Below are 21,191 nucleotides of genomic sequence, written 5' to 3'. Positions count from 1 at the left end.
GCGGTGACCATGCCTTGATATTGCTCCATCGGCAAGTGCCGATGGAAGCAAGATGTTTGAACCCACGCCTCTTGAGCGGAAAGGCTTAGTGGCTTGGATTATACTGGCGATAATCCTGCACGGCCTTCGCATCAGCGACACGGCGGGCGATGGCTTGTGCCAGTTCGCAATCGGCACCGGGGGCAAGCCCCTTCACCTTACGAAAATAGTCGCCCATCGCGTCGGGTGTGAAGTTGATATTGTCGACGACCTTGCGGAGCGTGCGGTGGAACACATTATCCTCGAGAGAGTCAGGTGTGTGCCAGGTATCGCGGTTCAGATATTCATCGAATACGTCGTACATGAGGGCCTGTACTAGTCATGTTTCTTTACGCCTGCGCGTGCGGAAAGACTGCAATGCGAGACGTCAAAAGTTCTAAAACAATTTCGTGTCGTGCAAACAAGTAAGCAGTCTGGGCGCGCTGGACCATTGGCATAGCGCGCCGCAGCCTCTTGGTAAACGCTTCTATCGTAGGGCCTGACTTGAGCCAGGCGCATTGCTCCTTAAAGGCTGATGCGGAAGACCCGCGCCAAGCGCCAGGTCAGCAGAATGCCAAGGCACATGAAGACGAGGAAGACCCAGCCCGACAAAGACCCTGCCTGAATGCCAGAGAGCAAAACGCCCACTGTGCAACCAAGCGCCGTCATCGAGCCCCAGCCCAGCAGCACGCCGCCCACGAGACCACGAGCAACGTCAGAGCCCTTTAGGCGGCGCGGCTTGAACTGACCGGCGATAAACGAGGTGAAAAAACTCCCCCCGATAATGCCCAGAACGAAAAGGCCGTTGTTGGAGAGCAGGGTTTCCTTGATGATGGTGGCGCAGCCGCGCAGCGTGTCCAAGCCAAAGAGGCTCGACGGCACAATGCCTCCCGCAGTGCCGGCGGTACGCGCCAGCGAGCCAAGTTCGGCTGTAACGCCCAGCGGCGCAACGCGCAGATAGGCGAGGGTGGAGATAATGCCCACCAGCGTTCCGGAGATGATCGCGGGCCAGCGCTTAAAGAACAGGTTCCTTACCCCGGTTTCCAGTGTCAGCGCTGCTTCCGCTTCCGTTGCTTGCGGCTTGGCCCACAGCAGCGCACCAATCGCCAGTGCGCCGAGCAAAACCAGCGTCAGCGTCAGCCCACCAGCATAGCCAAGGTGGTGCGGGATCCAGCCGATAAAGGCATTGGTGGTCACAGCGAGGAAAAGACTGTTCCAAGTGAGGAAGCCAATGCCGAAACCAAAGAAAGCGCCGATGATGGCGAAGGGCGAAATGACCGAGCCTTCAGAAAGGCGATAGAAATGCGCCGAAAGGCATGAGCCAGAGATGGCCATGCCGATGCCGAAGACGGTCGAGGCAATGGCAAGGGTAATGCTAACCGGGCCGATATGAGCGGTCGGGGGTAAGCGCTCCAGCGCCGGTGTCGGCAGCCAAGCGCCAAAAATGGTGGTGTAGCCAATCGCGCCAACGGCCAATGCCACCAGAATGGCAATGATGCCCCCTGCCTGCCGCTTCTCGATGAGATCGCGGAAGTTGCAGAGGAAGCAAAAGCGGCTGCGCTGCAGCACAATGCCGAAGGCCGTGCCGAGCACCAGTGACAAAGCGAGGGGGCGGCTTTCGACGCCCGCACTGTTGAGAGAAACGAAACCCCAGATCAGCACCGTCGCTGCAATCAGCGGCACGAGATAGCGAGATGGCGACAAAGTCATAAGAATGCCCCGGAAAAGTCAGTGGCGGGCGCCGAAGCGTCCGCCATGTCAGATCGTCAAAGCTAGTTCAGCTCTGGTTTAGATGCGGCCCCATACGGTGCCCGATGGGTTGTCGATCGGAACGCCAACCGAGTTGCCATATTCAGTCCAGGACCCGTCGTAGTTCTTCACTTCGTAGCCAAGGATACGCGAGAGAACGAACCAGGTGTGGCTCGAACGTTCGCCAATGCGGCAGTAGGTGATGATCGGCTTGGAGCCGTCGATGCCGATAGCCGCGAAAGCTGCCTTGAGGTCTTCGGTCGATTTGAAGCGACCGTCTTCCTGTACAGCGCCGCTCCATGGGAAGTTCACTGCACCAGGGATGTGACCGGCGCGGACGGAAAGTTCCTGCACGCCTTCTGGAGCGAAGATCTCACCGGAGAATTCCTTAGGACCGCGAATGTCGACCAGCGACACGTCGGCGCCACCTTCAACAACTTCGAGAACGTCAACGAGGCGCGCGCGGATCGGAGCCGCTTCTTCTGGCAAGTCGATGGTCGACGCTGCGTATTCTGGAGTTGCGGTGTCGAGCGGCAGGCCCTGTGCTTCCCAGTACTTACGGCCGCCGTCGAGCAGCTTTACGTCGTGGATGCCGTGGATATCAAACACCCAAGCGCCCCAGGCTGCGAACCAGTTGTTGTTGTCGCCATAGAGAACAACAGTGGTGTCTTCGGTCACGCCGGCCTGCTGGAGGATCGCTTCCAGGCCTTCGCTCGAAACGATGTCGCGACGAACGGTGTCGACGAGATCTGTGTGCCACGACAGGTTCAACGCACCCGGAATATGGCCGCGCTCATAAACGCCAGTATCAACGCTGACTTCAAAGATGCGCACGTTGGGATTGCTGATGTTTTCTTGAACCCACTCAGCAGTGACCAGCGGGCTGGCGTCGTCTGCGAGGGCGGGAGTGGCAACCAATGCAACACTGACTGCTGCGGTGGTCAGTAGTCGGGAAAATTTTGTCATTCTCTCGTCCTGATGAGCTCGGCGTATCTGCCGCGTTGACCCAATCATGGCCTTTTCGGGGCATAATTTTCAAAGCACAGGGGTCTAAAAGCGTGTTCAGGAGAATAAAATTCCGCTCAATCGAACGTGAGATGAGAGAATAAAACTCTATTGGACCGATAGTGTCAGAAGGCTCAGGGTTTTCGCGGCCGTCCCGTGCGCGCCAGCAATATGACCGGCAATATCCCTATCGCTACTAATAAAATTGCCGCTAACGAAGCATCTTCATAAGTGCCGCGCGCGGCCTCGCCATAGAGTAGTGTTGCGAGCGTGTCAAAATTGAGCGGCCGCAGCAGCAGCGTGGCTGGCAATTCTTTCATGCAATCAACGAACACCAAAAGTGCAGCCGCGATCAGCGCTGTGCGTGACAGGGGCAGGTGTACTCTGAGCAGCGTGCCAGATGCACTGTGGCCCAAGGTGCGCGCAGCATGATCATAAGAGAGCGGAATGCGCGACAGTCCAGCCTCGATCCCGCCTGTCGAAATCGCGAGGAACCGCGCGCTATAGGCATAGAGGAGTGCCGCGCCTGAGCCGAGGAGAAGGAGGCCAGAGGACAGGCCGAAGTTGGCGCGCAAAAAGCCGTCGAGCGTTCTGTCAAAAGCGGCGACAGGAACCAGTATGCCAATGGCGAGAACGGTCCCCGGCACGGCATAGCCCAGCGTCGCGATGCGCGAAAAGCCCTGCGTCACCGGCCCGGTGCGGACCCGCGCCGCATAGGCCACGGCAAAGCCGAGGGATAGAATGAGCACAGTCGCCAGCGATGAAATCGTCACTGTGTTCACCGTCGCGCGCAATAGGCTTGGCGAGAACCCGGCAAAATCCAACCGCTTGATTGCTGACGAGATCAGATAAATCGCTGGTCCCGCAAAGCCGATGAGGATTGGGGTGAGGCCAAGGCAAAGCGCCAACGCCGCCTGCCAGCCGCGTAGTTTCTGTGCTGGCATGGGGCGAGCCCGTTGCGCATTGCTCGCATAGCGTTGGTTGCGTCTCGCCCAGCGCTCAAGAACCAGCAGCAACAGCACGAGGGTGAGCATGGCGGTGGCGATTTGTGCCGCGCCGGCCAAATCGGTGCGCACAATCCAAGTCGTATAGACCGAAGCCGTCAGCGTGCGGACGCCAAGAAACTGGCTCGCCCCCACATCGTTGAGTACTTCCATGAGCGTCAGCGCCACCCCCACTGCGATGGCGGGGCGGGCGAGGGGCAGGGCCACACGCCAAAACACCATGTTCCGGCTGACCCCCAAGGTGCGCGACACTTCCACAAGGTTTGCGGCTTGGGTCAGAAACATCGCCCGCGTCGTGAGATAGACATAGGGGTAGAGCACGAAGCCAAAAACGACGATGGCGCCCCACATCGAGCGAATATCGGGCAGTCGGAACTGCCGGGGCGAGGAATAACCCAAGACCCATCGGATCGTGCCTTGTACCGGCCCAAGCGGGTTTAAAATGTCGAGATAGGCATAGGCCATAATATAGGTCGGAACGGCGAGCGGCAGGAGCAGCGCCCATTCCAGCACGCCGCGCCCTTTAAACTCGTAGGCCGAAACGATCCAAGCCGCGCCCGTGCCCACCATCGTCGCGATAATGCCGGTGCCGAGCAGCAGAACGCCGGTGTTCCAGGCCGATTGGGGCAGCACGTTGACCAGCAAATGGCCCCACAGATCGCCCGTGTCCGCGCTCGCGGTGAAGACAATGACGAGGATTGGCACAAACACCAAAACCGCGGTGGCAGCAGCCACGGCGGTCCATGCAGAGATTGGGTTTCTGGTGCGCGCTAGAGGCGCGTTGGCCGCCATGGTCATGATGGGAAACGGTGCGGCGGGAACGAGCCGCCGCACCGAACTGTGTTAGTTTGAGAAGGTGTCGAAGTTCACTTCATCCACAAGTTCGCTGGCGCGCTTGCGGAACGGAAGGATGTCGCTCAGCGCCAGACTATCTGGGGTCAGCGTGCCGAATGCGGCGATGATCGGATGGACTTCAGCCGAAGCGTTGACTGGGTATTCGAAATTGGCTTCGGCGTAGATCTTCTGCGCTGCTGGCGACACTAGATATTCCAGCAGCTTAACGGCCTGATCCTTGTTCGGTGCGTGCTTGGCAACAGCAGCGCCCGAGATGTTCACCAAAGTACCGCCGTTCTCAAAGGTCGGAAGAATGACCTTGATCGCATCGGCCCAGGCCTTTTGCTCGTCGCCACCAGCGCCCGAAGCCATCAGCCCAACGTAGTAGGAATTGGCCAGCGCAATGTCGCAAATTCCGGCTGCAATATCGCGTGCGCCGTCACGGTCGCCGCCTGCTGCTGCACGGGCCTGATTGGCCTTGATGCCCTCGAGCCAAGTCTTGGTTGCCTCTTCGCCATGCTTGGCGAGATAGGCCGCAAAGGTCGCTGTATTATAAGGGTGCTGGCCCGAACGGATGCACAGGCGACCCTTCCACTCTTCATCGGCCAACTGCTCGTAAGTGATGGCGTCGAGATCAAGGTCCTTGGCCGCGTAAACAACGCGGGCGCGAGACGACAGGGCAAACCAATTGCCGTCCTTGTCGCGCAGCGTTTCTGGGATCGCTGCCGAAAGCACGTCTGACTGGATCGGCTGAGTGAGGCCCGCATCAACGAGGTCGATGAGGTTGCCAAAGTCGACGGTCATCAGAATGTCGGCGGGCGAGCTTTCGCCTTCAGCTTTCGCGCGTTCGATGATCCCGTCCTGCAGGAAGACGGTGTTGACGGTCACGCCGGTTTCGGCGGTGAAGGCATCGAGCAAGGGCTGCACAAGGCCTGGCTCGCGGGTGGTGTAAATGTTGAGTTCTTCGGCAATTGCAGGAACTGCGACGCCAAGCGCGAGTGCGCTGGTCGCAAAGATGATCTTGTGAAGCGATGCCATGGTGTTTCCCTTGTGGCTGACTCAAACAAGCGCGCCGTCGACGGAGAATTCTGCGCCCATGGCCGGGCAATAATCTAAGTGGAATTATTGAGTCAAGAAATATAGATTGGAATTAGAATAGTTCTAAACCACAGATGTTTCTCAAGAATACTGTAAAGAAAATATCGATCACGGAGAAAAGATCAATATTTCGTCTTCAGAGACATTTAGCTTGGCGGTGTGTCCGGGGCGCAATTTGTAGCGCTGACTGGTGCGCATCAAAATAGGCTCGTGTAATTCTGGAACCGCAATGCGCCATTCTTCGATTTCGCCCAAAACGGCATGGCTAAGAATAGTGGCGTTGATTCCGTCGGCTCCAAAACTGAGCGCGCGAGGCCGGATGAATATCTCGCTGATCGCGTCTGGCTTATCGGGTGCGGGAAAGCGTCCGAGTGCTGTGTCGAGCCATTGCCCGTTGCGGGTGGCCGGAATGCGGTTCATCCGGCTAAAGAATTCGGCTGTATAGGCACTCTTGGGCGCGTTGAACAATTCGTTGCCGCGTCCGGCCTCGACGACCTTGCCCTCGCGCATCAGAACAATTCGATCGCCAACCGCCAACGCTTCTTCTGGGTCGTGGGTGACGATGATTGCGGTGGTGTTGAGCTCACGCAGCAGCGCCACAACTTCCCCGCGCAAGGTGTCGCGCAGTCCACGGTCGAGGTTGGAGAAGGGCTCGTCCATCAACAGAACATGCGGTCGGGGGGCCAATGCTCTTGCAAGGGCGATGCGCTGCTGCTCGCCGCCCGATAGCATATGCGGATAGCGCTCAAGCAAATGGTCAATGCCAAGCCTAGAGGATAGCTCGTCCACGCGTGTGCTGGCGTCCTGCTTCGTGAGTTTTTTCAGGCCAAAGGCAATGTTCTGACGCGCTGTCAGGTGCGGGAATAGAGCATAGTCCTGCAACATGTAGCCAATCCGCCGATGCTCCGGCTCCACAAACCTGTGCGGGGCAAAAACAAGCGTCTCGTCGATTGCAATTGTCCCCGCATGAGGCGTTTCGACACCGGCAATAGCGCGCAGCAGAGTAGACTTGCCGCAGCCCGAATGCCCCAAAAGACAAATGATCTCGCCATCCATAACAGCGAGATCCACGCCATGAAGCGCAACGACATCGCCGAAGTGCAGATGGATATCTTCGAGTTTTAAAACAGTGCGCCGTGCGGTCATTGCTGCATCAACCATTCGGGCTTTGATCATGTCAATGTTTTGCATGACTTGTATGGTATGTTTGCTCGCGAAAGTGTGGGCTTCTACTTCGTTTTACTCATCGCGTTTCAGTGCGCGAGTGCCTTCGTATCGGGCTGATTTTGATCAACTTTCTGTGTTCAGCGAGAATTGTGCGTTTACTCGCTGATGAGTCAAGTTTGACGCAAGGTTGCCGATGCAATTTCACCGCACTCGATCCCTCCTCGAGACGCGAACAAGGAATTGAAAATGAAGAAGATCGCATCCGCTCTCCTCGCCGTTGCTCTGGTTGCTGGCGTCACCGCGCCGACTTTCGCGCAGGCCACCACCCACGGTTGCACTTTCAAGGAAGCATCGTTCTGCGAAGCTAAGTCGATCCCGAACACCGACGACTAATCAAAATTCGGCAGCAATTGCTGTAGAATAACAAAAGTCGGCTTCTGGATTTCCGGAAGTCGGCTTTTTGCGTGAGGTTGGGCATGAAGATTCTTTTCGTTGAAGACGAACCGGAAATGGCCAAATTGGTCCGTGCCGCGCTCACAAAGTCTGGTTTCGTGACCGATTGGGCGCCCTCTCTGGCGACCGCCTCCGAAACCATTCAAAGCACGCGGTATGATCTCGTCGTGCTCGATCGGTCTTTGGGCGATGGCGAAGGCACCAGCCTCATCCCCGTTGTCCGCAAGCTCTACCCGTCCATGCCCGTTCTGGTCCTGTCAGCGCATGGTACGGCCTCCGACAAGGTTGAGGGGCTCAATCTTGGTGCCGACGACTACCTTGCCAAGCCCTTTATGGTCGATGAGTTGATCGCCCGGGTCCGCGCTTTGCTGCGTCGCCCCCGCCATGTCGTCACCGAAGCCTTTGCCTTGGGTAATGTCGAGGTCGATGTCACCCTCGGGCAGGTGCGCGTCAATGGCCAGCCGTTAGAGGTGCCGCGCCGCGAATTGCTGCTTTTGGAAAGCCTTATCCGACGTTCAGGGCGCACCGTCCGCCGCAGCCTCATTGAAGAAGAGGTTTATGGCTTTGACGACGAGGTGCAGGCCAATGCACTCGAGCCCCATGTCTCGCGCTTGCGCAAGCGCTTGGCCGATGCTGGCGCGACAGCCACGCTCCACACTGTGCGCGGGGTCGGGTACATTCTGCAGGCTCAATCATGATTGACCGCAAATCGCCCAGCCTTGGCCGCAAGCTCACGGGCAAGATGATTGTCGTGCAGCTGTTTTCGCTCGCGCTGTTCTTTGGTCTGGGCGTGTTTCCGCTCGTCATCTACCCGATTGTGAGCCAGGCAGGCTCAGCGCGGGCCATTGACCCCAGTGTTTCGAGCACGCTCGCGGCGAGTTTCGCTCAAGTCCAAGATGGCGAAATCGTCATACGGCCAAGCCCGGAGGTTCGCGACCTCTTCGTCAACAATCCCGACATGTATGTTTATGCGGTCAGTGATAGCGGAGCGACTCTGACACTCGGTGCCGTACCGGCAAGCGCGGAGCCGCTTATTGCTAACCTGTCTCAGGTCACCATTTTGGATCTGCGCACCAAGGACGCCAGTGGGCGTTTCTTTGTCCGCACCGAAAACTCCAGCGTTGGGCCAGTTCACGTGCTCATTGGCAATGGCCCGACGGTCAGCGTTGTGGGCCTTTTGCGCAACGCCACCATTCTTCTCGCCTTCAGTATTTGGCTCGTACTTACGCTTGTCACCGTCATTGCCATTCCGCTCATTGTTCGGCGCGAGCTGCGCGGGGTGAAGCTGCTGGCAGAGGACGCCAGCCAGATCAATTACGAAAACCGGGGTGATCGTCTGCGTGAAACCGGCGTTCCAAGCGAACTGCTGCCGCTGGTGAAGGCCGTCAACGCGACCCTGGCGCGTCTCGATATGAGCTACGCTGGCCGCCAAAAATTCCTCGCCGCCGCTGCGCATGAAGTGCGAACGCCAATCGCCATTCTGCAAATGCGGCTGGAAAACAGCGACGTTTTCCCGGAGCGGCAGAACCTCCTCTTGGACGTGGCCCGCCTCGCCACTCTTGCCGAGCAATTGCTCGAGGTGCAGCGCCTCGGCATCGTCAAAGGCGTCTTGGCGCCGCTCGACTTGCGTGAGATCGCTGAGTTGGTGGTCGAAGAGATGGCGCCGCTTGCGCTCAAATCCGGCTATGATTTGGGTCTCGATATGGGCGATGCCCCGGTCACGGTCACCGGCGACAATCGCTCACTGCATCACGCCCTTGCCAATCTCGTCCAGAATGCCATCGCTCATAGTGGCGGGGCTGGAACAATCCTTGTCCGCGTCGGGACAGATCGCACCATTTCGGTCACGGACGAAGGGGAGGGGATTCCCGCGGAAGCGCGCGAGCGTATCTTTGGGCCCTTTGAACGCCTCCACCGCGCCGGTCGTGGAACGGGGCTGGGACTCAATCTGGTCTACTCGATCATGCACTATCACGGCGGTTCAGTCGTCGTTTCGGATAGCGATAGCGGCGGCGCAAAGTTTGTCCTGCGCTTTCCGGAGCAGGTTCAGGAGTGGCCTAGCTTAAGCTCTCTTTAACTGCAACGATGCAGTCCGAGGGGGAATAAAATGACACGACAGCAGGTTGCGCCAATTCTAGTGACCGCCGATACGGCGATATCTTTGCCTTCGCTGGACATCTCCAAAGGCGAGAGCGGCTTCGATGAAGCCAAGATACAGGATCTGATCCATCGATTCCCTGGGTGCTTGCCGATTAGGGAAATTGATCCGGCGTATTCAGACCCGATCGCGATATGCAGGGAACTGAGCACACGCGCTGGGCCGATCGATAACTTTCTTGTCACGGCATCAGGATTGCCAGTGCTCGTCGAGTGCAAACTTTGGCGCAATCCAGAAGGGCGGCGTAAAGTCGTTGGTCAAATATTGGACTATGCCAAAGAGCTTACCCACTGGACCAGCTCAGACGTCGAGCGTGAGGTAAGCAGGAGGATCGGCGCAGATGGCATCACTTTGCTCGACCGAGTCCGGGTGCACGCTCCAAATGTAGATGAAATTGCTTTTAACGATTCTCTTAGCCGAAACCTTAGGCGTGGACGCTTCCTATTATTGATTGTTGGTGATGGCATCCGTGAAGGCGTCGAGGCTATCGCTGAGTATCTAGAGCGCTACTCTGGCCTGCACTTCTCGTTAGGCCTAGTCGAATTGCCGATCTATGAATTGCCGTCAGGTGAAAAACTGGTCGCCCCACGGGTCCTGGTGCGAACCAAACTCGTTGAGCGACAAGTCGTTGCGCTGCCAGATGGGATGACACTCGTTGATGTTGCCGACGAGGAGGAGCACGAAGCGAGCGTCGTTGAAAAAGAGTGGGACGCGACCGCGCATGATCGTTTCTTGTTCTGGTCCGAATTTCTGCCGTATTTGGAGCTCGATGACAAAGAGCAAGCTATTCCTAAAGCCTCTCGGGCCGGCTATTTGGCGTTCACCCTGCCAGCAAAGGGCGGTTGGTTGACGGTCTACCGAGAAAAACTGAAGAATCGCGTTGGTGTCTTTCTCTCTGCGACGAGGGACACTGTGGGTGAAGCGGCAATGTTTGCTGTCGTCGAGGATGAAGCAGCTATTTTGAGGGAGCTTGGTGGCACAGCAGAGGTCATTGAGCGAGATGGCCGCCGTACGGTCTCGGACAGTAAGGTATTCACCGATTTAACTTCCCCGGTTGATCGGCACCAAGCATTTCTCTGGCTTGCCGAGCGCACAAATACGTTCATCAATGTTCTGAGGCCTCGTGTACGGGCGGTCGCGCAGGATGCGGCCGAAGACCGTGGGGCCTTATACTAGCCCACGGTATTCGGAGCGCCGCTGCCATGGTGTTGTAGCTCTTTTGATAGAAAGCTTAAGAATCCACTTGCTTCGAACCGTACCGTACGGTACGCCATCGAACGGATTAACGCCGATGCGTTCGGTCAACGCGTGGAAGGTATGGTCGTGGCACTCGCCATCAAGGTCAACGAAGAGACGTTTACGCCCCGCCAGCAAGCAGTGCTGACGGCCGCGCTCGATCTTCTGGTCGAGAACGGTGACGGGCTGACAATGACAGCCGTGGCGCGTCGCGCCTCGTGCTCGAAGGAAACCCTCTACAAGTGGTTTGGCGACCGCGATGGTCTGCTCACTGCGACAGTGCAATGGCAGGCCGCCAAGGTGCGTATGCCATTTGTCGACCGTAGCCATTTGTCGCTTAAAGCGCTGCGCACCAGCCTTGAGGCTTTTGCGCGCGATCTGCTGATGACCATTATCGGCGAAGTGTCTGTCACGCTCAACCGGACAGCCATTACCCATGCGGCGCAGGAGAAGGATTCTCTGGGCAATATCGTGCTCGAGAACGGTCCTTTGGCCATTCGCCGCCGCCTTAAACCCATTCTGGAAGCTGCGCGTGACGCGCGCCTTCTGCGGTTCACCTCTAGCGAAGAGGCATACCGCACTTTCTTTGGTCTTGTGGTTCGAGATGTGCAGATCCGTCTGCTGCTGGGCGACAAGGCCCTGACAAGCTCAAATGTCGAAGAAAACGTCGAAGCCGACGTTAAAGCTGCGACAGATCAATTCTTGGCCCTTTACGGGGCAAAGGCCAATACATAAACAAACCGCTTTCCGAGGGAGACTCCCAATGCGCGTATATTACGATCGCGACGCCGATCTGAACATCATCAAGGCCAAGAAGGTCGCCATCATTGGTTACGGTTCGCAGGGCCACGCCCACGTTCTGAACCTGCGCGACTCCGGCATCACCGACGTTGTCGTCGGTCTGCGTCCAGGTTCACCATCTGCTGTTAAGGCAGAAGGCGAAGGCCTCAAGGTTATGTCGGTTGCCGACGCGTCCGCATGGGCAGACGTCATCATGCTGCTGACCCCAGATGAACTCCAGGCCGATATCTACAAGAAGGACATCGAGCCAAACATCCGTGACGGTGCAGCTCTTGCTTTCGCACACGGCCTGAACGTTCACTTCAACCTGATCGAACCAAAGTCGACCGTTGACGTGATCATGATCGCGCCAAAGGGCCCAGGCCACACCGTTCGCGGCGAATACGTTAAGGGTGGCGGCGTGCCATGCCTTATCGCTGTTCACCAGGACGCTTCGGGCAATGCACATGACATCGCTCTGGCCTATGCTTCGGGTGTTGGTGGCGGCCGTTCGGGCGTTATCGAAACCAACTTCCGCGAAGAATGCGAAACCGACCTCTTCGGCGAACAGGCAGTTCTCTGCGGTGGTCTCGTTGAGCTGATCCGCGCGGGCTTCGAAACCCTCGTAGAAGCTGGCTACGCACCAGAAATGGCTTACTTCGAGTGCTTGCACGAAGTAAAGCTGATCGTCGACCTGATCTACCAGGGCGGCATCGCGAACATGAACTACTCGATCTCGAACACTGCAGAATGGGGCGAATACGTCACCGGTCCGCGCATCATCACTTCGGAAACCAAGGCCGAAATGAAGCGCGTTCTGCACGACATTCAGTCGGGCAAGTTCACCTCCGAGTGGATGCAGGAAATCAAGTCTGGTGGCGGCGCACGCTTCAAGGCAACCCGTCGTCTGGCTGACGAGCATCCAATCGAAGCAGTTGGTCACCAGCTGCGCGACATGATGCCATGGATCAAGGCCGGCGCACTGGTCGACAAGGCAAAGAACTAATAGAGTTCGAGGGCGGGAGATAAAACTCCCGCCCTTTTTGTATCTTCACTTGGTGCCCATGACCTCTGTATTCCCGATCTCTGCCGTCGATATTCGGTTCAGCCCTGAGAACTGGCCGCTCCCGCAGGCCATTCGAGAGGCCGTTGGCGAGACTTGGGCCCGGCAGCTTCAGGAAAACCCACATTTGTGGGACGGGCGCATGATTTGCGTGTCGGTTCCGCAAATAGACGGTAATGGCGTCTTGCACGCGACCGCCTATGAAGATGCCTTTTCCGCTTTTATGACCTGGCGCGAGCAGGGCTTCCCGGAGATTGGGCTACGCAATCTCTTTGGCTCTGCGCTGATTATCACCACCGATAATGCCGTTATTCTGGGCGTCATGGGTGCCAACACCGCCAATGCCGGTCGTATCTATCCGCCAGCAGGCTCGCTTGAGCCGCGTGACGTTCTGCCCAACGGGTCGATTGATTTGCGGCGCAGCACTGAAATCGAGTTGATGGAAGAGACTGGCCTCTCCTATGCCGATGGTGTTGAGGGAGAAATGGTTGCCGTGTTTGATGGCCCGCGCGTTTCCGTCGCTCGCGCCCTCTACTTTCCGCACACAGCCGAAGACATGCTCGCGACCATCCGCGCCAATCTGGACATGCAAGAAGAGCGCGAGCTGGCCGATGTTGTTGCCGTGCGCAGCAAGGCCGAGCTTGAAGCGTTTGGCGAGCCTCTGCCTTATGTGGCAGCGCTGCTCTGGGCCTTCGAAACCGGCGGCTTTATTCGTCCCTAAAATCCCCTCGCAGGAGATCAAAAAGCCGCTACAACTGGTGGTGCAAGTCAGCGCGGGGAGTCGCTGGCTGATCGTCTGGAGGGGCGAGATGGCACTACCAAGATTTCCGGTTTCGGGTGGATGCAGCTGCGGGCAAGTCCGCTACACGCTGAGCGCGCCGCCCCTGACCGTCTATAATTGCCACTGCAAAGACTGCCAGCGCGCGTCCGGCTCGTCATGGGGCATGCCGGTCGTTGTTCCGGATGCGAGTTTTTCTGTCACCGGCGAGGTTGTCACCTATCGGCGCACCGCCGACAGCGGCAATGTTATTGCCATGAACTTTTGCTCCACCTGTTACAGCTGGCTCTGGAACGATCCTCAAAGCCCCGGTTTCCGCATTGTGCGCGCCGGGACGCTCGATGATATCAGTTGGGCCAAGCCAGTCGGCAATATCTGGACGGATAGCGCTGCGTCTTGGGCGCCCATTGATCCAACACTTGTCAATTTTCCAAAAGGCCCACCGGGCCGCGAACCCCTCATCCAGGCATGGGCGAGGGCGAACGAGGTTTGAATATGACCAAAGACGACGAAATTGCCCTAGTGAAACGCCAAGAACTTGAGCTGGTGCTGCCGGCTTTCAACGAGAACGTCGCTTATGACATCGGCACGGCGATCCGGGCCCGCGCGCTGGCGGAAGGCCTTGTCCTCGTCTGCGATATTCGCACTTGGGACCGCCAATTGTTCTTCACCGCGATTGAAGGGACGGGCGCAGACAATGCTGAATGGGTCCGTCGCAAGATCAATTCCGTGCGCCGTTTCCAGCGCGCATCCTACCGCCTCGTGCTTGAGCGTGGCGAAGTGCCATTCTCGCCGCAGTCAGGTGCCGATCCGGCTGATTATGTGATTGCGGGCGGAGGTTTCCCGGTTCGCGTACCGGGCGCAGGCATTATCGGTACCATCACGATTTCGGGCCTGCCAGGCCGTAAGGATCATGGCGTTGTCGTTGATGCGCTCTGTGACTATCTGGGCAAGGCGCGCGGTGACTATGCTCTGCCGGAGACTGCAGCGTGAAACGCGATTACCTGCTTCTCGACGTCTTTACCCGCTCGCCTTTGCGCGGCAATCCTCTCGCTGTCCTTACCGATGCCACGGGGTTGTTGGACGACGAGATGCAGGCCATTGCCAAGGAGTTCAATCTCTCCGAAACGGTGTTTTTCCTCAAACCTGTGTCTGAGCGGAATGCGGCCTCGATCCGCATTTTTACGCCCACGCAGGAGTTGCCTTTTGCCGGTCATCCGACCGTTGGTGCCGCTGTCGTTCTCGGCCTCAACGGTCGAGGCGGGGTGGTTCGGATTGAGGAGCAGATAGGGCTCGTTTCAGCTCTCGTCGAAAAGATCGACCACCGCACAGGCTCCGCGCGCTTTACCCTGCCGAAGTTTCCCGAGTTTGTCGGCGATCTCCGCGATACGCTCACTATCGCACAGGCGCTAGGTCTTGAGCCGGAAGATATCGGTTGCGAGTTCTATAAGCCTGCAGGCTACTCGGCGGGTAATCCCTTCCACCTCATTCCGGTGCGCAGCACGGAAGTGCTCAAACGCATCGAACCCAATGCGCTGATCTGGGAGAAGGCTTTCCCCTTCGCGCGGAACTCGGCCTATATTTTCACCCTCACGCCCAACGAACCCGGCGTCGACATCGCCGCGCGCATGTTCAACGCTCGCCTCGAGGACCCCGGCACGGGCTCCGCCGCTGCCGCTCTCATCGGCATGTTGGCCACACAGCTCGGAGACAATGAGCATGCTGATTATGGTCTTCGTCAGGGCCATGAAATGGGCCGGCCGTGTCGAATGACCATCCACATCAAGAAAGAGGCTGGGGCACTGACCCACGCGGCCATCGGTGGCGACGCGGTGATCATCGCCTCCGGCACACTGGAGCTTTAGGGGAGGGGCTGAATTCGCCTCTCTATTGCAACGCACAGGGAGATGAACATGGCGATATCCGCAAGCACCATACGCTTGGCAACGGCCGACGATCTTGCGGGTCTCGCCATCCTCTATCGCCAGCTGCATCCCGATGACCCCGTGCTGCGCGCAGATACGCTCAAAGCAAATCTGGCGCGTCTTGCCGTCATGCCGGGCAGTGGCGTGTTCATCGCCTTGGTCGACACCCAGATTGTCGCAACCGTAACCGTCGCGATCGTGCCGAATCTCACCCGCGGCGGTCGTCCGTTCGCTTTGCTTGAAAACGTCGTCACCCACGCCGATTTCCGCAATCAGGGGTTAGGTCGACACCTCCTCAGCACCGTCATCGACCACGCCTGGCTCGCCGACTGCTACAAGATCATGCTGCTCACCAGCTCAGAAAAGCCCGAAGTCCTCGGTTTCTATGCCAATTGCGGCTTTGCAAATACAAATACCGGCTTTGAAATGCGCCGGGTCAGCAAATGGCAAGAATAACCCAGTTCATAAAATCTTCCTGATCCGGCTCGTTATTTTTCAAGCCTCTCTGCTGCTAATCGAACGCATTTTGTCACATTGGTCTTGCAACGTGCTTTCAGTTCGCGCATTGTTGGAATTATCAGAAGCCGTACTCTTGGGTACTCGTATGCAGCGCAACCGCGCCAAAGCCATTGCAGTCGCTCAGCAGCAGGTCAACCAGACCAAGCTCGCGATTGTTGCTGCGCTGTCGCTGCTTCCACTACTTCTCCTCCTTCTTATCAGCCCCTGGTAACCGACAGCTCGATTTTGCGAGCGGGTGGTCAGGGGAGTGCGCATCTTAAACCGAACAGAGATTTTGTCCGGTCCAGTGAGCCTTTGCGCCCGGGCCGATAAGAAAAGAGACTAGTATGACCGCTGCAACCAATTCCAACAAAGAACGCGTCTTCATCTTCGACACCACTTTGCGTGATGGCGAGCAGTCGCCTGGCGCGACGATGACGCTGGAAGAAAAGCTGCAGGTTGCCGAAACTCTCGACGAAATGGGCGTCGACATTATCGAAGCCGGTTTCCCGATTGCCTCCAACGGCGACTTTGAAGCCGTTGTCGCTGTTGCCAAGCACGTCAAAAACGCGCGCGTTGCCGGTCTCGCTCGCGCCATCACTGCCGACATTGATCGCGCAGCTGAAGCTGTGCGCCACGCCAATGCAGGCCGCATTCACACCTTCGTTTCGACCTCGCCGATCCATCTGGCCCACCAGATGAAGAAGACCGAAGACGAGGTGATCGAGATCATTGCGCGCACCGTGGCGCAGGCTCGCAACCTCATCGACGACGTCGAGTGGTCCGCCATGGACGCGACCCGCACGCCAATCGAATTCCTGATGCGCTGCGTCGACACCGCCATCCGTGCTGGTGCGACCACCATCAACCTGCCGGACACGGTTGGTTACGCTGTGCCGGAAGAACATTTCCGCATGTTCAAGACCGTCATTGAAGGCGTGCCGAACTCGGACAAGGCGATCTTCTCGGTTCACTGCCATAACGATCTGGGCATGGCTGTTGCCAACTCGCTCGCCGGTGTTGCCGGTGGCGCGCGTCAGATTGAATGCACGATCAACGGCTTGGGCGAACGTGCTGGTAATGCGGCCTTGGAAGAAGTCGTCATGGCGCTGCGCACTCGCGGCGACGCGATGCCTTTCTATTCCGAGATCGAAACCACACACCTCTCGCGGGCCAGCCGTATTGTGGCAGCCGCTGCGAATTTCCCGGTTCAGTACAATAAGGCCATCGTCGGCAAGAATGCCTTCGCGCATGAGAGCGGCATCCACCAGGATGGCATGCTCAAGAACGCTGAAACCTATGAAATCATGACCCCGGCGAGCGTCGGCATTAAGGAAACCACCTTGGTCATGGGCAAGCACTCGGGCCGCGCTGCGTTCAAGGACAAGCTCAAGGAACTGGGTTACGAGCTGGGCGACAATGCCTTCCAAGAAGCCTTCCAGCGCTTCAAGGATCTGGCTGACCGCAAGAAGCACGTTTACGACGCTGACCTTGTAGCGCTGGTTGATGACGAAGTCGGTTCGGCTGGCGATCGCATCAAGTTGGTTGACCTCGAAGTCATCTCCAAGACCGGTGGCATTCACAAGTGCAATTTGACGGTCACCATTGAGGGCGAAGAAAAGTCAGTGACCTATGAAGGCACGGGCTCGGTTGACGCGATCTTCAACGCCATCAAGCTGGCCGCAGACGCCAACCCGCATCTGGTTCTCTATGCGGTTGACGGGGTAACCGGCGGCACCGACGCGCAGGCATCGGCACACGTTCGCCTCGAAATGAACGGCCGTATCGCCTCGGGCAATGCTGCCGAGCCTGATACTCTGGTGGCTTCGGCCCGCGCCTATCTCAACGCACTCAACCGTGTTGTCATCGAGCGTGGTGCTGCCGCACAAGGCGCGCTGGCAGGCTAATCGCTTTTAAACACGCAAGTGTCATTATGGGCCTCGGCGATAAGCCGGGGCCTTTTGTTTTGCGCACTTGCACTGAGCTGTCGAAACTGGTCTAGCCGGTCACTCGGGTGATGATGGAGTGTTGATGCTCAAACGTGCAGAATTCCGCGGCGCCATGCTGGCGCTAGGTTTGGTTGTGCTCGGTCTGCTCGGGTTGATCTGGTATTTGCCGGGCCTGCCGGGCGAGCTCTTGCTCCAGACCCTGCGCTTTCACATCCTCGGGCTCGGCGCGATTTTTGCCATCGGCGCGATGATCGCTGGCGCGCGTCTGCGCGGCACGCTCCTGCTCTTCATCATGATCGCCGGTGCCGTTCACAGCGTCACCTATGTCCGCGACTACCTCGGGCGTCGTCCGCCGATTTATGAAGCGCCCAAGGCAGAATTCTCGCTGGTCTCGTTCAATGTCTTGTTTGACAATCCCACGCCTTCCAAGCTTGTGGATGGCATTCTGGCCAACCCGCCCGATGTTGCCCTGATCTTGGAGAGCCCCGGTATCAGCCATCAGTTTGATCGGCTCAAGCGCGCCTTGCCCTATAGCGTAGGCTGCGAAGAGGGCAGGGCGTGCGATATATCGCTTCACTCAGCTTTGCCGATGGCAAATGCTCGTGTGCAGCGCTTGCCCCCATTCTCCCGCGATCGTCTCGTCTCTGCCGAACTGACGCTCAATGGCGAGACCGTGACCATTGTCGGCGTGCACCTCTCCAAACCCTATTTTGATGGGGCCTCTTGGGTTGAGCTTCAGGCCGTCGGCGAGTTCCTCAAGACCATCGAAGGCCCAGTCGTCATGGCGGGCGATTTTAATGCCGCCCCTTGGTCCGATCCGCTGGCCACTCTGGCCGCCAATCAAGGCCTTGCAATCGGCGGCTGGCCCTCGGCCACTTGGCCTGTCAATCTCGGGCTGCTCGGCGTGCCAATCGACAACGTCTTTTCGCGTGGCAATGCGCGTATAAAAACCCTAGAGGCGGGTGATCCTCTAGGGTCCAATCATTTGCCGTTGCGCGCAGAAATCAGTCTTTACGCGTCGCCCTGAGCCTGCTTGAGCGCAATGGGCAGCGCTGCAGCGAAAATATCCATCTCGCGCTCAGACCCACAGCTGACACGGATACACCGATCATGCCCCGGCGATCCGGGCTTGCGGATAAACACGCCCTGTTCGGCCAGCGCGTCGAGCACGGCCTTGGCAAACGCGCCATCGCGCTTGCAATCAATGGTCACGAAATTGGTCGCCGATGGAATGGGGTTTAGCCCGTGTTCTCTGGCGATGGCGTAAAGACGCTCACGCGACGCATCAATCGAGTTTAGCGCCCACTGCAAGTGTGCTTCGTCCTGCAGCGCAGCGAGGGCCGCCGCTTGGGTCAGGCGGGTAATACCAAAATGGTTGCGGATGCGGTTGAAGGCGCGGGTTAGGCGCGCATTGCCAATGGCATAGCCACACCGCATCCCAGCTAGGCCATAGGCTTTCGAGAAGGTTCGCATGCGCAAGACATTGGGGCGCGACGTGTCGATGGCGGGCATTGTGCCTTCGGGCGCGCATTCGCCATAGGCTTCATCGAGCACGATGATGCAGTCTTCGGGCACAGCATCAATAAACGCCTGAATGGTTTCGGCAGGCCACCACGTCCCCATCGGATTGTCCGGATTGGCGAGATAGACCATTTTCGCGCCCACTTCGCGGGCCTTTGAGGCCAAAGCGATTGGGTCTTCATGGTCGCGCATATAGGGGACGTAGTGCAAATCCCCGCCATAGCCCGACACATGATAGATAAACGTCGGGTAGCCACCCGCCGCCATAACCACCTTATCGCCCGGTGCGATAAACAGGCGAACGACCCAGCTCATCAGCCCGTCAATGCCCTCACCAATGGTGATTTCGTCTGGCGAGACCCCGAACTTGGCGGCGAGCGCCTGCTGCAGCTCAAAATTCTCTGGGTCGCCATAAGACCAAACACTGTCGGCATTGTCGCGAATGGCTTGCAGCGCTTTTGGGCTCGGGCCAAAGACGGATTCATTGGCGCCGATACGCGCGCGCGTCTTAATTCCGGTCCGCCGCTCAATCGCTTCGGGCCCGACAAAGGGTACAGTTTCGGGCAGAGTATCGACCACTGCGGTGAATGGCGGGACGGGCACAGGGCTATTCCTTCGTACGAATCGTCCCCCAGTCTACCCTCAGGCAAGCCACCCCGACCCCAGGTTTTTCGTCGCTGTTCTCTTCACCTCTCCCTTCGGGGGCTTCGCAGCGTGAAGAGATCGCTCCGGTGGACCGATCTTAGCGGAGAAGGCCGTGAGAGCGACGCTCGAATGGCTTGGTCGGTGCGTCGCGTCGGGTGAGGGGCCCACCACACCTCCAACCACACCTCCAACCACACCCTAAACCCCTGAAATATCACAGGTCAAAACGCACCCCAAAACCCCACCTCTCGCCCCCGTGATTAAACTCATCCGTATCGACAAATTTTACATACCACAGCACTTTACTGGAATCTGTCGCATTTGACTTAATCTACGTCGGACAGTGCAACAGCGCTGCAACTTGGGTCAGGCAAATTCGCGCCTGTTTCAACCAGTGTCTTCTCCAAAACTCATTGCGGAGCCTCCTATGCAATCATCGCATCTGCTCGCACGTGACTACCTGTTGCGCGCCGTGTCCATTCTCGAGGGGGATGACGACCGGACTGAAGAGATTCGATACATCATCGCGCGCACGGTGACGCTGTTGGAAGATCAGCAGGCGCAGCTGTCCACCTTCGGCGCCAATGTCGTTGAAATGTCAGACTATTCCTATCTGCGGTGCCGAAAAGCGCAGCCTGCCTAACTCTCAGCAAAGTTATACACATCCAGCATTTTTCACGCTGGACAGTCGGAAACTCGCTTGTTACATAGCACCCACTTTGGTGACGGCGGTTCACACCGCCTTCGGGTGCATAGCTCAGATGGTAGAGCAGCTGACTCTTAATCAGCGGGTCCAAGGTTCGAGCCCTTGTGCACCCACCAAAGTCTAAATCTCTTCATTGAGGTTTTGTTTCTTGGCTCCGGCCAAACCCTTTCGGGTGCATAGCTCAGATGGTAGAGCAGCTGACTCTTAATCAGCGGGTCCAAGGTTCGAGCCCTTGTGCACCCACCAAGGTTTTCTAACCTCGGTGGTCCGAATACGAAGGGATGAGAAATCATCCAAACCCTTACGGGTGCATAGCTCAGATGGTAGAGCAGCTGACTCTTAATCAGCGGGTCCAAGGTTCGAGCCCTTGTGCACCCACCAAGGTTTTCTAACCTCGGTGGTCAGAATACGAAGGGGTGAGAAATCACCCAAACCCTTACGGGTGCATAGCTCAGATGGTAGAGCAGCTGACTCTTAATCAGCGGGTCCAAGGTTCGAGCCCTTGTGCACCCACCAAGGCCTTCAGGTCTTCGTGGATTTTCTAATCTTAAAATTCTGTTCTGGCCGCACGATAGCCTCTTAATCGAGGCTCTCGGCTCGCCCT

22 protein-coding genes and 4 tRNA genes are annotated in these 21,191 nt (G+C 57.8%); 19 read left to right on the top strand and 7 right to left on the bottom strand.

Annotated features, from left to right (window positions below; translation table 11 throughout):
- Nucleotides 1–85 precede the first annotated feature (85 nt).
- The 6 genes from H4N61_RS11640 to H4N61_RS11615 form a co-directional block, all read right to left on the bottom strand.
- The gene (locus H4N61_RS11640; protein ID WP_169195186.1) at nt 86–343 is read right to left on the bottom strand and encodes a hypothetical protein; all 258 of its coding nucleotides are present in this window, start codon (nt 341–343) and stop codon (nt 86–88) included.
- 200 nt (nt 344–543) lie between these two features.
- The gene (locus H4N61_RS11635; RefSeq protein WP_169195187.1) at nt 544–1,728 is read right to left on the bottom strand and encodes a YeeE/YedE family protein; all 1,185 of its coding nucleotides are present in this window, start codon (nt 1,726–1,728) and stop codon (nt 544–546) included.
- 78 nt (nt 1,729–1,806) lie between these two features.
- Nucleotides 1,807–2,733, bottom strand: coding sequence for a sulfurtransferase (locus H4N61_RS11630; RefSeq protein WP_182394078.1), 927 nt, complete (start codon nt 2,731–2,733; stop codon nt 1,807–1,809).
- A gap of 173 nt (nt 2,734–2,906) precedes the next feature.
- Complete coding sequence (locus tag H4N61_RS11625; RefSeq protein ID WP_248306610.1) at nt 2,907–4,568, bottom strand: iron ABC transporter permease; 1,662 nt, start codon at nt 4,566–4,568, stop codon at nt 2,907–2,909.
- Nucleotides 4,569–4,619: 51 nt separating this feature from the next.
- Nucleotides 4,620–5,648: an extracellular solute-binding protein gene (locus H4N61_RS11620; protein WP_182394076.1), complete on the bottom strand. Its 1,029-nt coding sequence runs from the start codon at nt 5,646–5,648 to the stop codon at nt 4,620–4,622.
- A gap of 168 nt (nt 5,649–5,816) precedes the next feature.
- Entirely contained in the window at nt 5,817–6,884 is a 1,068-nt protein-coding gene (locus tag H4N61_RS11615; RefSeq protein ID WP_248306512.1) for an ABC transporter ATP-binding protein, read from the bottom strand.
- A gap of 237 nt (nt 6,885–7,121) precedes the next feature.
- Between H4N61_RS11615 and H4N61_RS11610 the strand changes: the two genes are divergently transcribed.
- The 14 genes from H4N61_RS11610 (at nt 7,122) to H4N61_RS11545 (ending at nt 18,742) form a co-directional block, all read left to right on the top strand.
- Nucleotides 7,122–7,268 carry a hypothetical protein gene (locus H4N61_RS11610; RefSeq protein ID WP_169195190.1) on the top strand — a complete coding sequence of 49 codons (147 nt, stop codon included), beginning with the start codon at nt 7,122–7,124 and terminating at the stop codon, nt 7,266–7,268.
- 83 nt (nt 7,269–7,351) lie between these two features.
- Nucleotides 7,352–8,026 (top strand): response regulator transcription factor, encoded by a 675-nt coding sequence (locus H4N61_RS11605; RefSeq protein ID WP_169195191.1) that lies wholly within the window; start codon nt 7,352–7,354, stop codon nt 8,024–8,026.
- On the top strand, nt 8,023–9,405 hold the full coding sequence (locus H4N61_RS11600) for a HAMP domain-containing sensor histidine kinase (protein WP_182394075.1): 1,383 nt from the start codon (nt 8,023–8,025) through the stop codon (nt 9,403–9,405). Before H4N61_RS11605 ends, H4N61_RS11600 begins: the two co-directional genes overlap by 4 nt.
- 30 nt (nt 9,406–9,435) lie before the next feature.
- On the top strand, nt 9,436–10,662 hold the full coding sequence (locus H4N61_RS11595; protein ID WP_169195193.1) for a hypothetical protein: 1,227 nt from the start codon (nt 9,436–9,438) through the stop codon (nt 10,660–10,662).
- A 147-nt stretch (nt 10,663–10,809) separates the two neighbouring features.
- Nucleotides 10,810–11,457 (top strand): TetR/AcrR family transcriptional regulator C-terminal domain-containing protein, encoded by a 648-nt coding sequence (locus H4N61_RS11590; RefSeq protein WP_248306511.1) that lies wholly within the window; start codon nt 10,810–10,812, stop codon nt 11,455–11,457.
- Nucleotides 11,458–11,485: 28 nt separating this feature from the next.
- A complete protein-coding gene (gene ilvC, locus H4N61_RS11585) occupies nt 11,486–12,508 on the top strand; it encodes a ketol-acid reductoisomerase (protein WP_182394074.1) in 1,023 nt (340 codons plus the stop codon).
- Between the two features lie 58 nt (nt 12,509–12,566).
- Nucleotides 12,567–13,286 carry a hypothetical protein gene (locus H4N61_RS11580; RefSeq protein ID WP_169195196.1) on the top strand — a complete coding sequence of 240 codons (720 nt, stop codon included), beginning with the start codon at nt 12,567–12,569 and terminating at the stop codon, nt 13,284–13,286.
- 88 nt (nt 13,287–13,374) lie between these two features.
- Complete coding sequence (locus H4N61_RS11575; RefSeq protein ID WP_169195197.1) at nt 13,375–13,836, top strand: GFA family protein; 462 nt, start codon at nt 13,375–13,377, stop codon at nt 13,834–13,836.
- A 2-nt stretch (nt 13,837–13,838) separates the two neighbouring features.
- Nucleotides 13,839–14,336, top strand: coding sequence for a heme-degrading domain-containing protein (locus H4N61_RS11570; protein ID WP_182394073.1), 498 nt, complete (start codon nt 13,839–13,841; stop codon nt 14,334–14,336).
- Entirely contained in the window at nt 14,333–15,208 is an 876-nt protein-coding gene (locus H4N61_RS11565) for a PhzF family phenazine biosynthesis protein (protein ID WP_169195199.1), read from the top strand. Before H4N61_RS11570 ends, H4N61_RS11565 begins: the two co-directional genes overlap by 4 nt.
- A 48-nt stretch (nt 15,209–15,256) precedes the next feature.
- On the top strand, nt 15,257–15,724 hold the full coding sequence (locus H4N61_RS11560; protein WP_182394072.1) for a GNAT family N-acetyltransferase: 468 nt from the start codon (nt 15,257–15,259) through the stop codon (nt 15,722–15,724).
- Between the two features lie 136 nt (nt 15,725–15,860).
- Nucleotides 15,861–15,998, top strand: coding sequence for a hypothetical protein (locus tag H4N61_RS11555; RefSeq protein ID WP_169195201.1), 138 nt, complete (start codon nt 15,861–15,863; stop codon nt 15,996–15,998).
- Between the two features lie 115 nt (nt 15,999–16,113).
- Nucleotides 16,114–17,673 (top strand): 2-isopropylmalate synthase, encoded by a 1,560-nt coding sequence (locus H4N61_RS11550; protein WP_169195202.1) that lies wholly within the window; start codon nt 16,114–16,116, stop codon nt 17,671–17,673.
- A gap of 124 nt (nt 17,674–17,797) precedes the next feature.
- Complete coding sequence (locus H4N61_RS11545; protein ID WP_169195203.1) at nt 17,798–18,742, top strand: endonuclease/exonuclease/phosphatase family protein; 945 nt, start codon at nt 17,798–17,800, stop codon at nt 18,740–18,742.
- Here the strand turns inward: H4N61_RS11545 and H4N61_RS11540 are convergent.
- On the bottom strand, nt 18,727–19,839 hold the full coding sequence (locus H4N61_RS11540) for a pyridoxal phosphate-dependent aminotransferase (RefSeq protein WP_169195204.1): 1,113 nt from the start codon (nt 19,837–19,839) through the stop codon (nt 18,727–18,729). The two genes, H4N61_RS11545 and H4N61_RS11540, sit on opposite strands and share 16 nt — an antisense overlap.
- Nucleotides 19,840–20,308: 469 nt before the next feature.
- Between H4N61_RS11540 and H4N61_RS11535 the strand changes: the two genes are divergently transcribed.
- From H4N61_RS11535 to H4N61_RS11515, 5 genes are all read left to right on the top strand, one after another.
- Nucleotides 20,309–20,524, top strand: a complete 216-nt coding sequence (locus H4N61_RS11535; RefSeq protein WP_169195205.1) for a hypothetical protein — start codon at nt 20,309–20,311, stop codon at nt 20,522–20,524.
- Nucleotides 20,525–20,627: 103 nt separating this feature from the next.
- Nucleotides 20,628–20,703: transfer RNA gene (locus H4N61_RS11530), tRNA-Lys, on the top strand.
- Between the two features lie 54 nt (nt 20,704–20,757).
- Nucleotides 20,758–20,833: transfer RNA gene (locus H4N61_RS11525), tRNA-Lys, on the top strand.
- Between the two features lie 59 nt (nt 20,834–20,892).
- Nucleotides 20,893–20,968: transfer RNA gene (locus H4N61_RS11520), tRNA-Lys, on the top strand.
- Nucleotides 20,969–21,027: 59 nt separating this feature from the next.
- A tRNA-Lys gene (locus H4N61_RS11515) sits at nt 21,028–21,103 on the top strand.
- The last annotated feature ends 88 nt before the right edge of the window (nt 21,104–21,191 follow it).

It is taken from the genome of Devosia sp. MC521 (assembly GCF_014127105.1).
GTDB lineage: Bacteria > Pseudomonadota > Alphaproteobacteria > Rhizobiales > Devosiaceae > Devosia.
The sequence above is the reverse complement of the archived record's forward strand: the minus strand, read 5'-3'. Positions and strand labels throughout refer to the sequence as shown.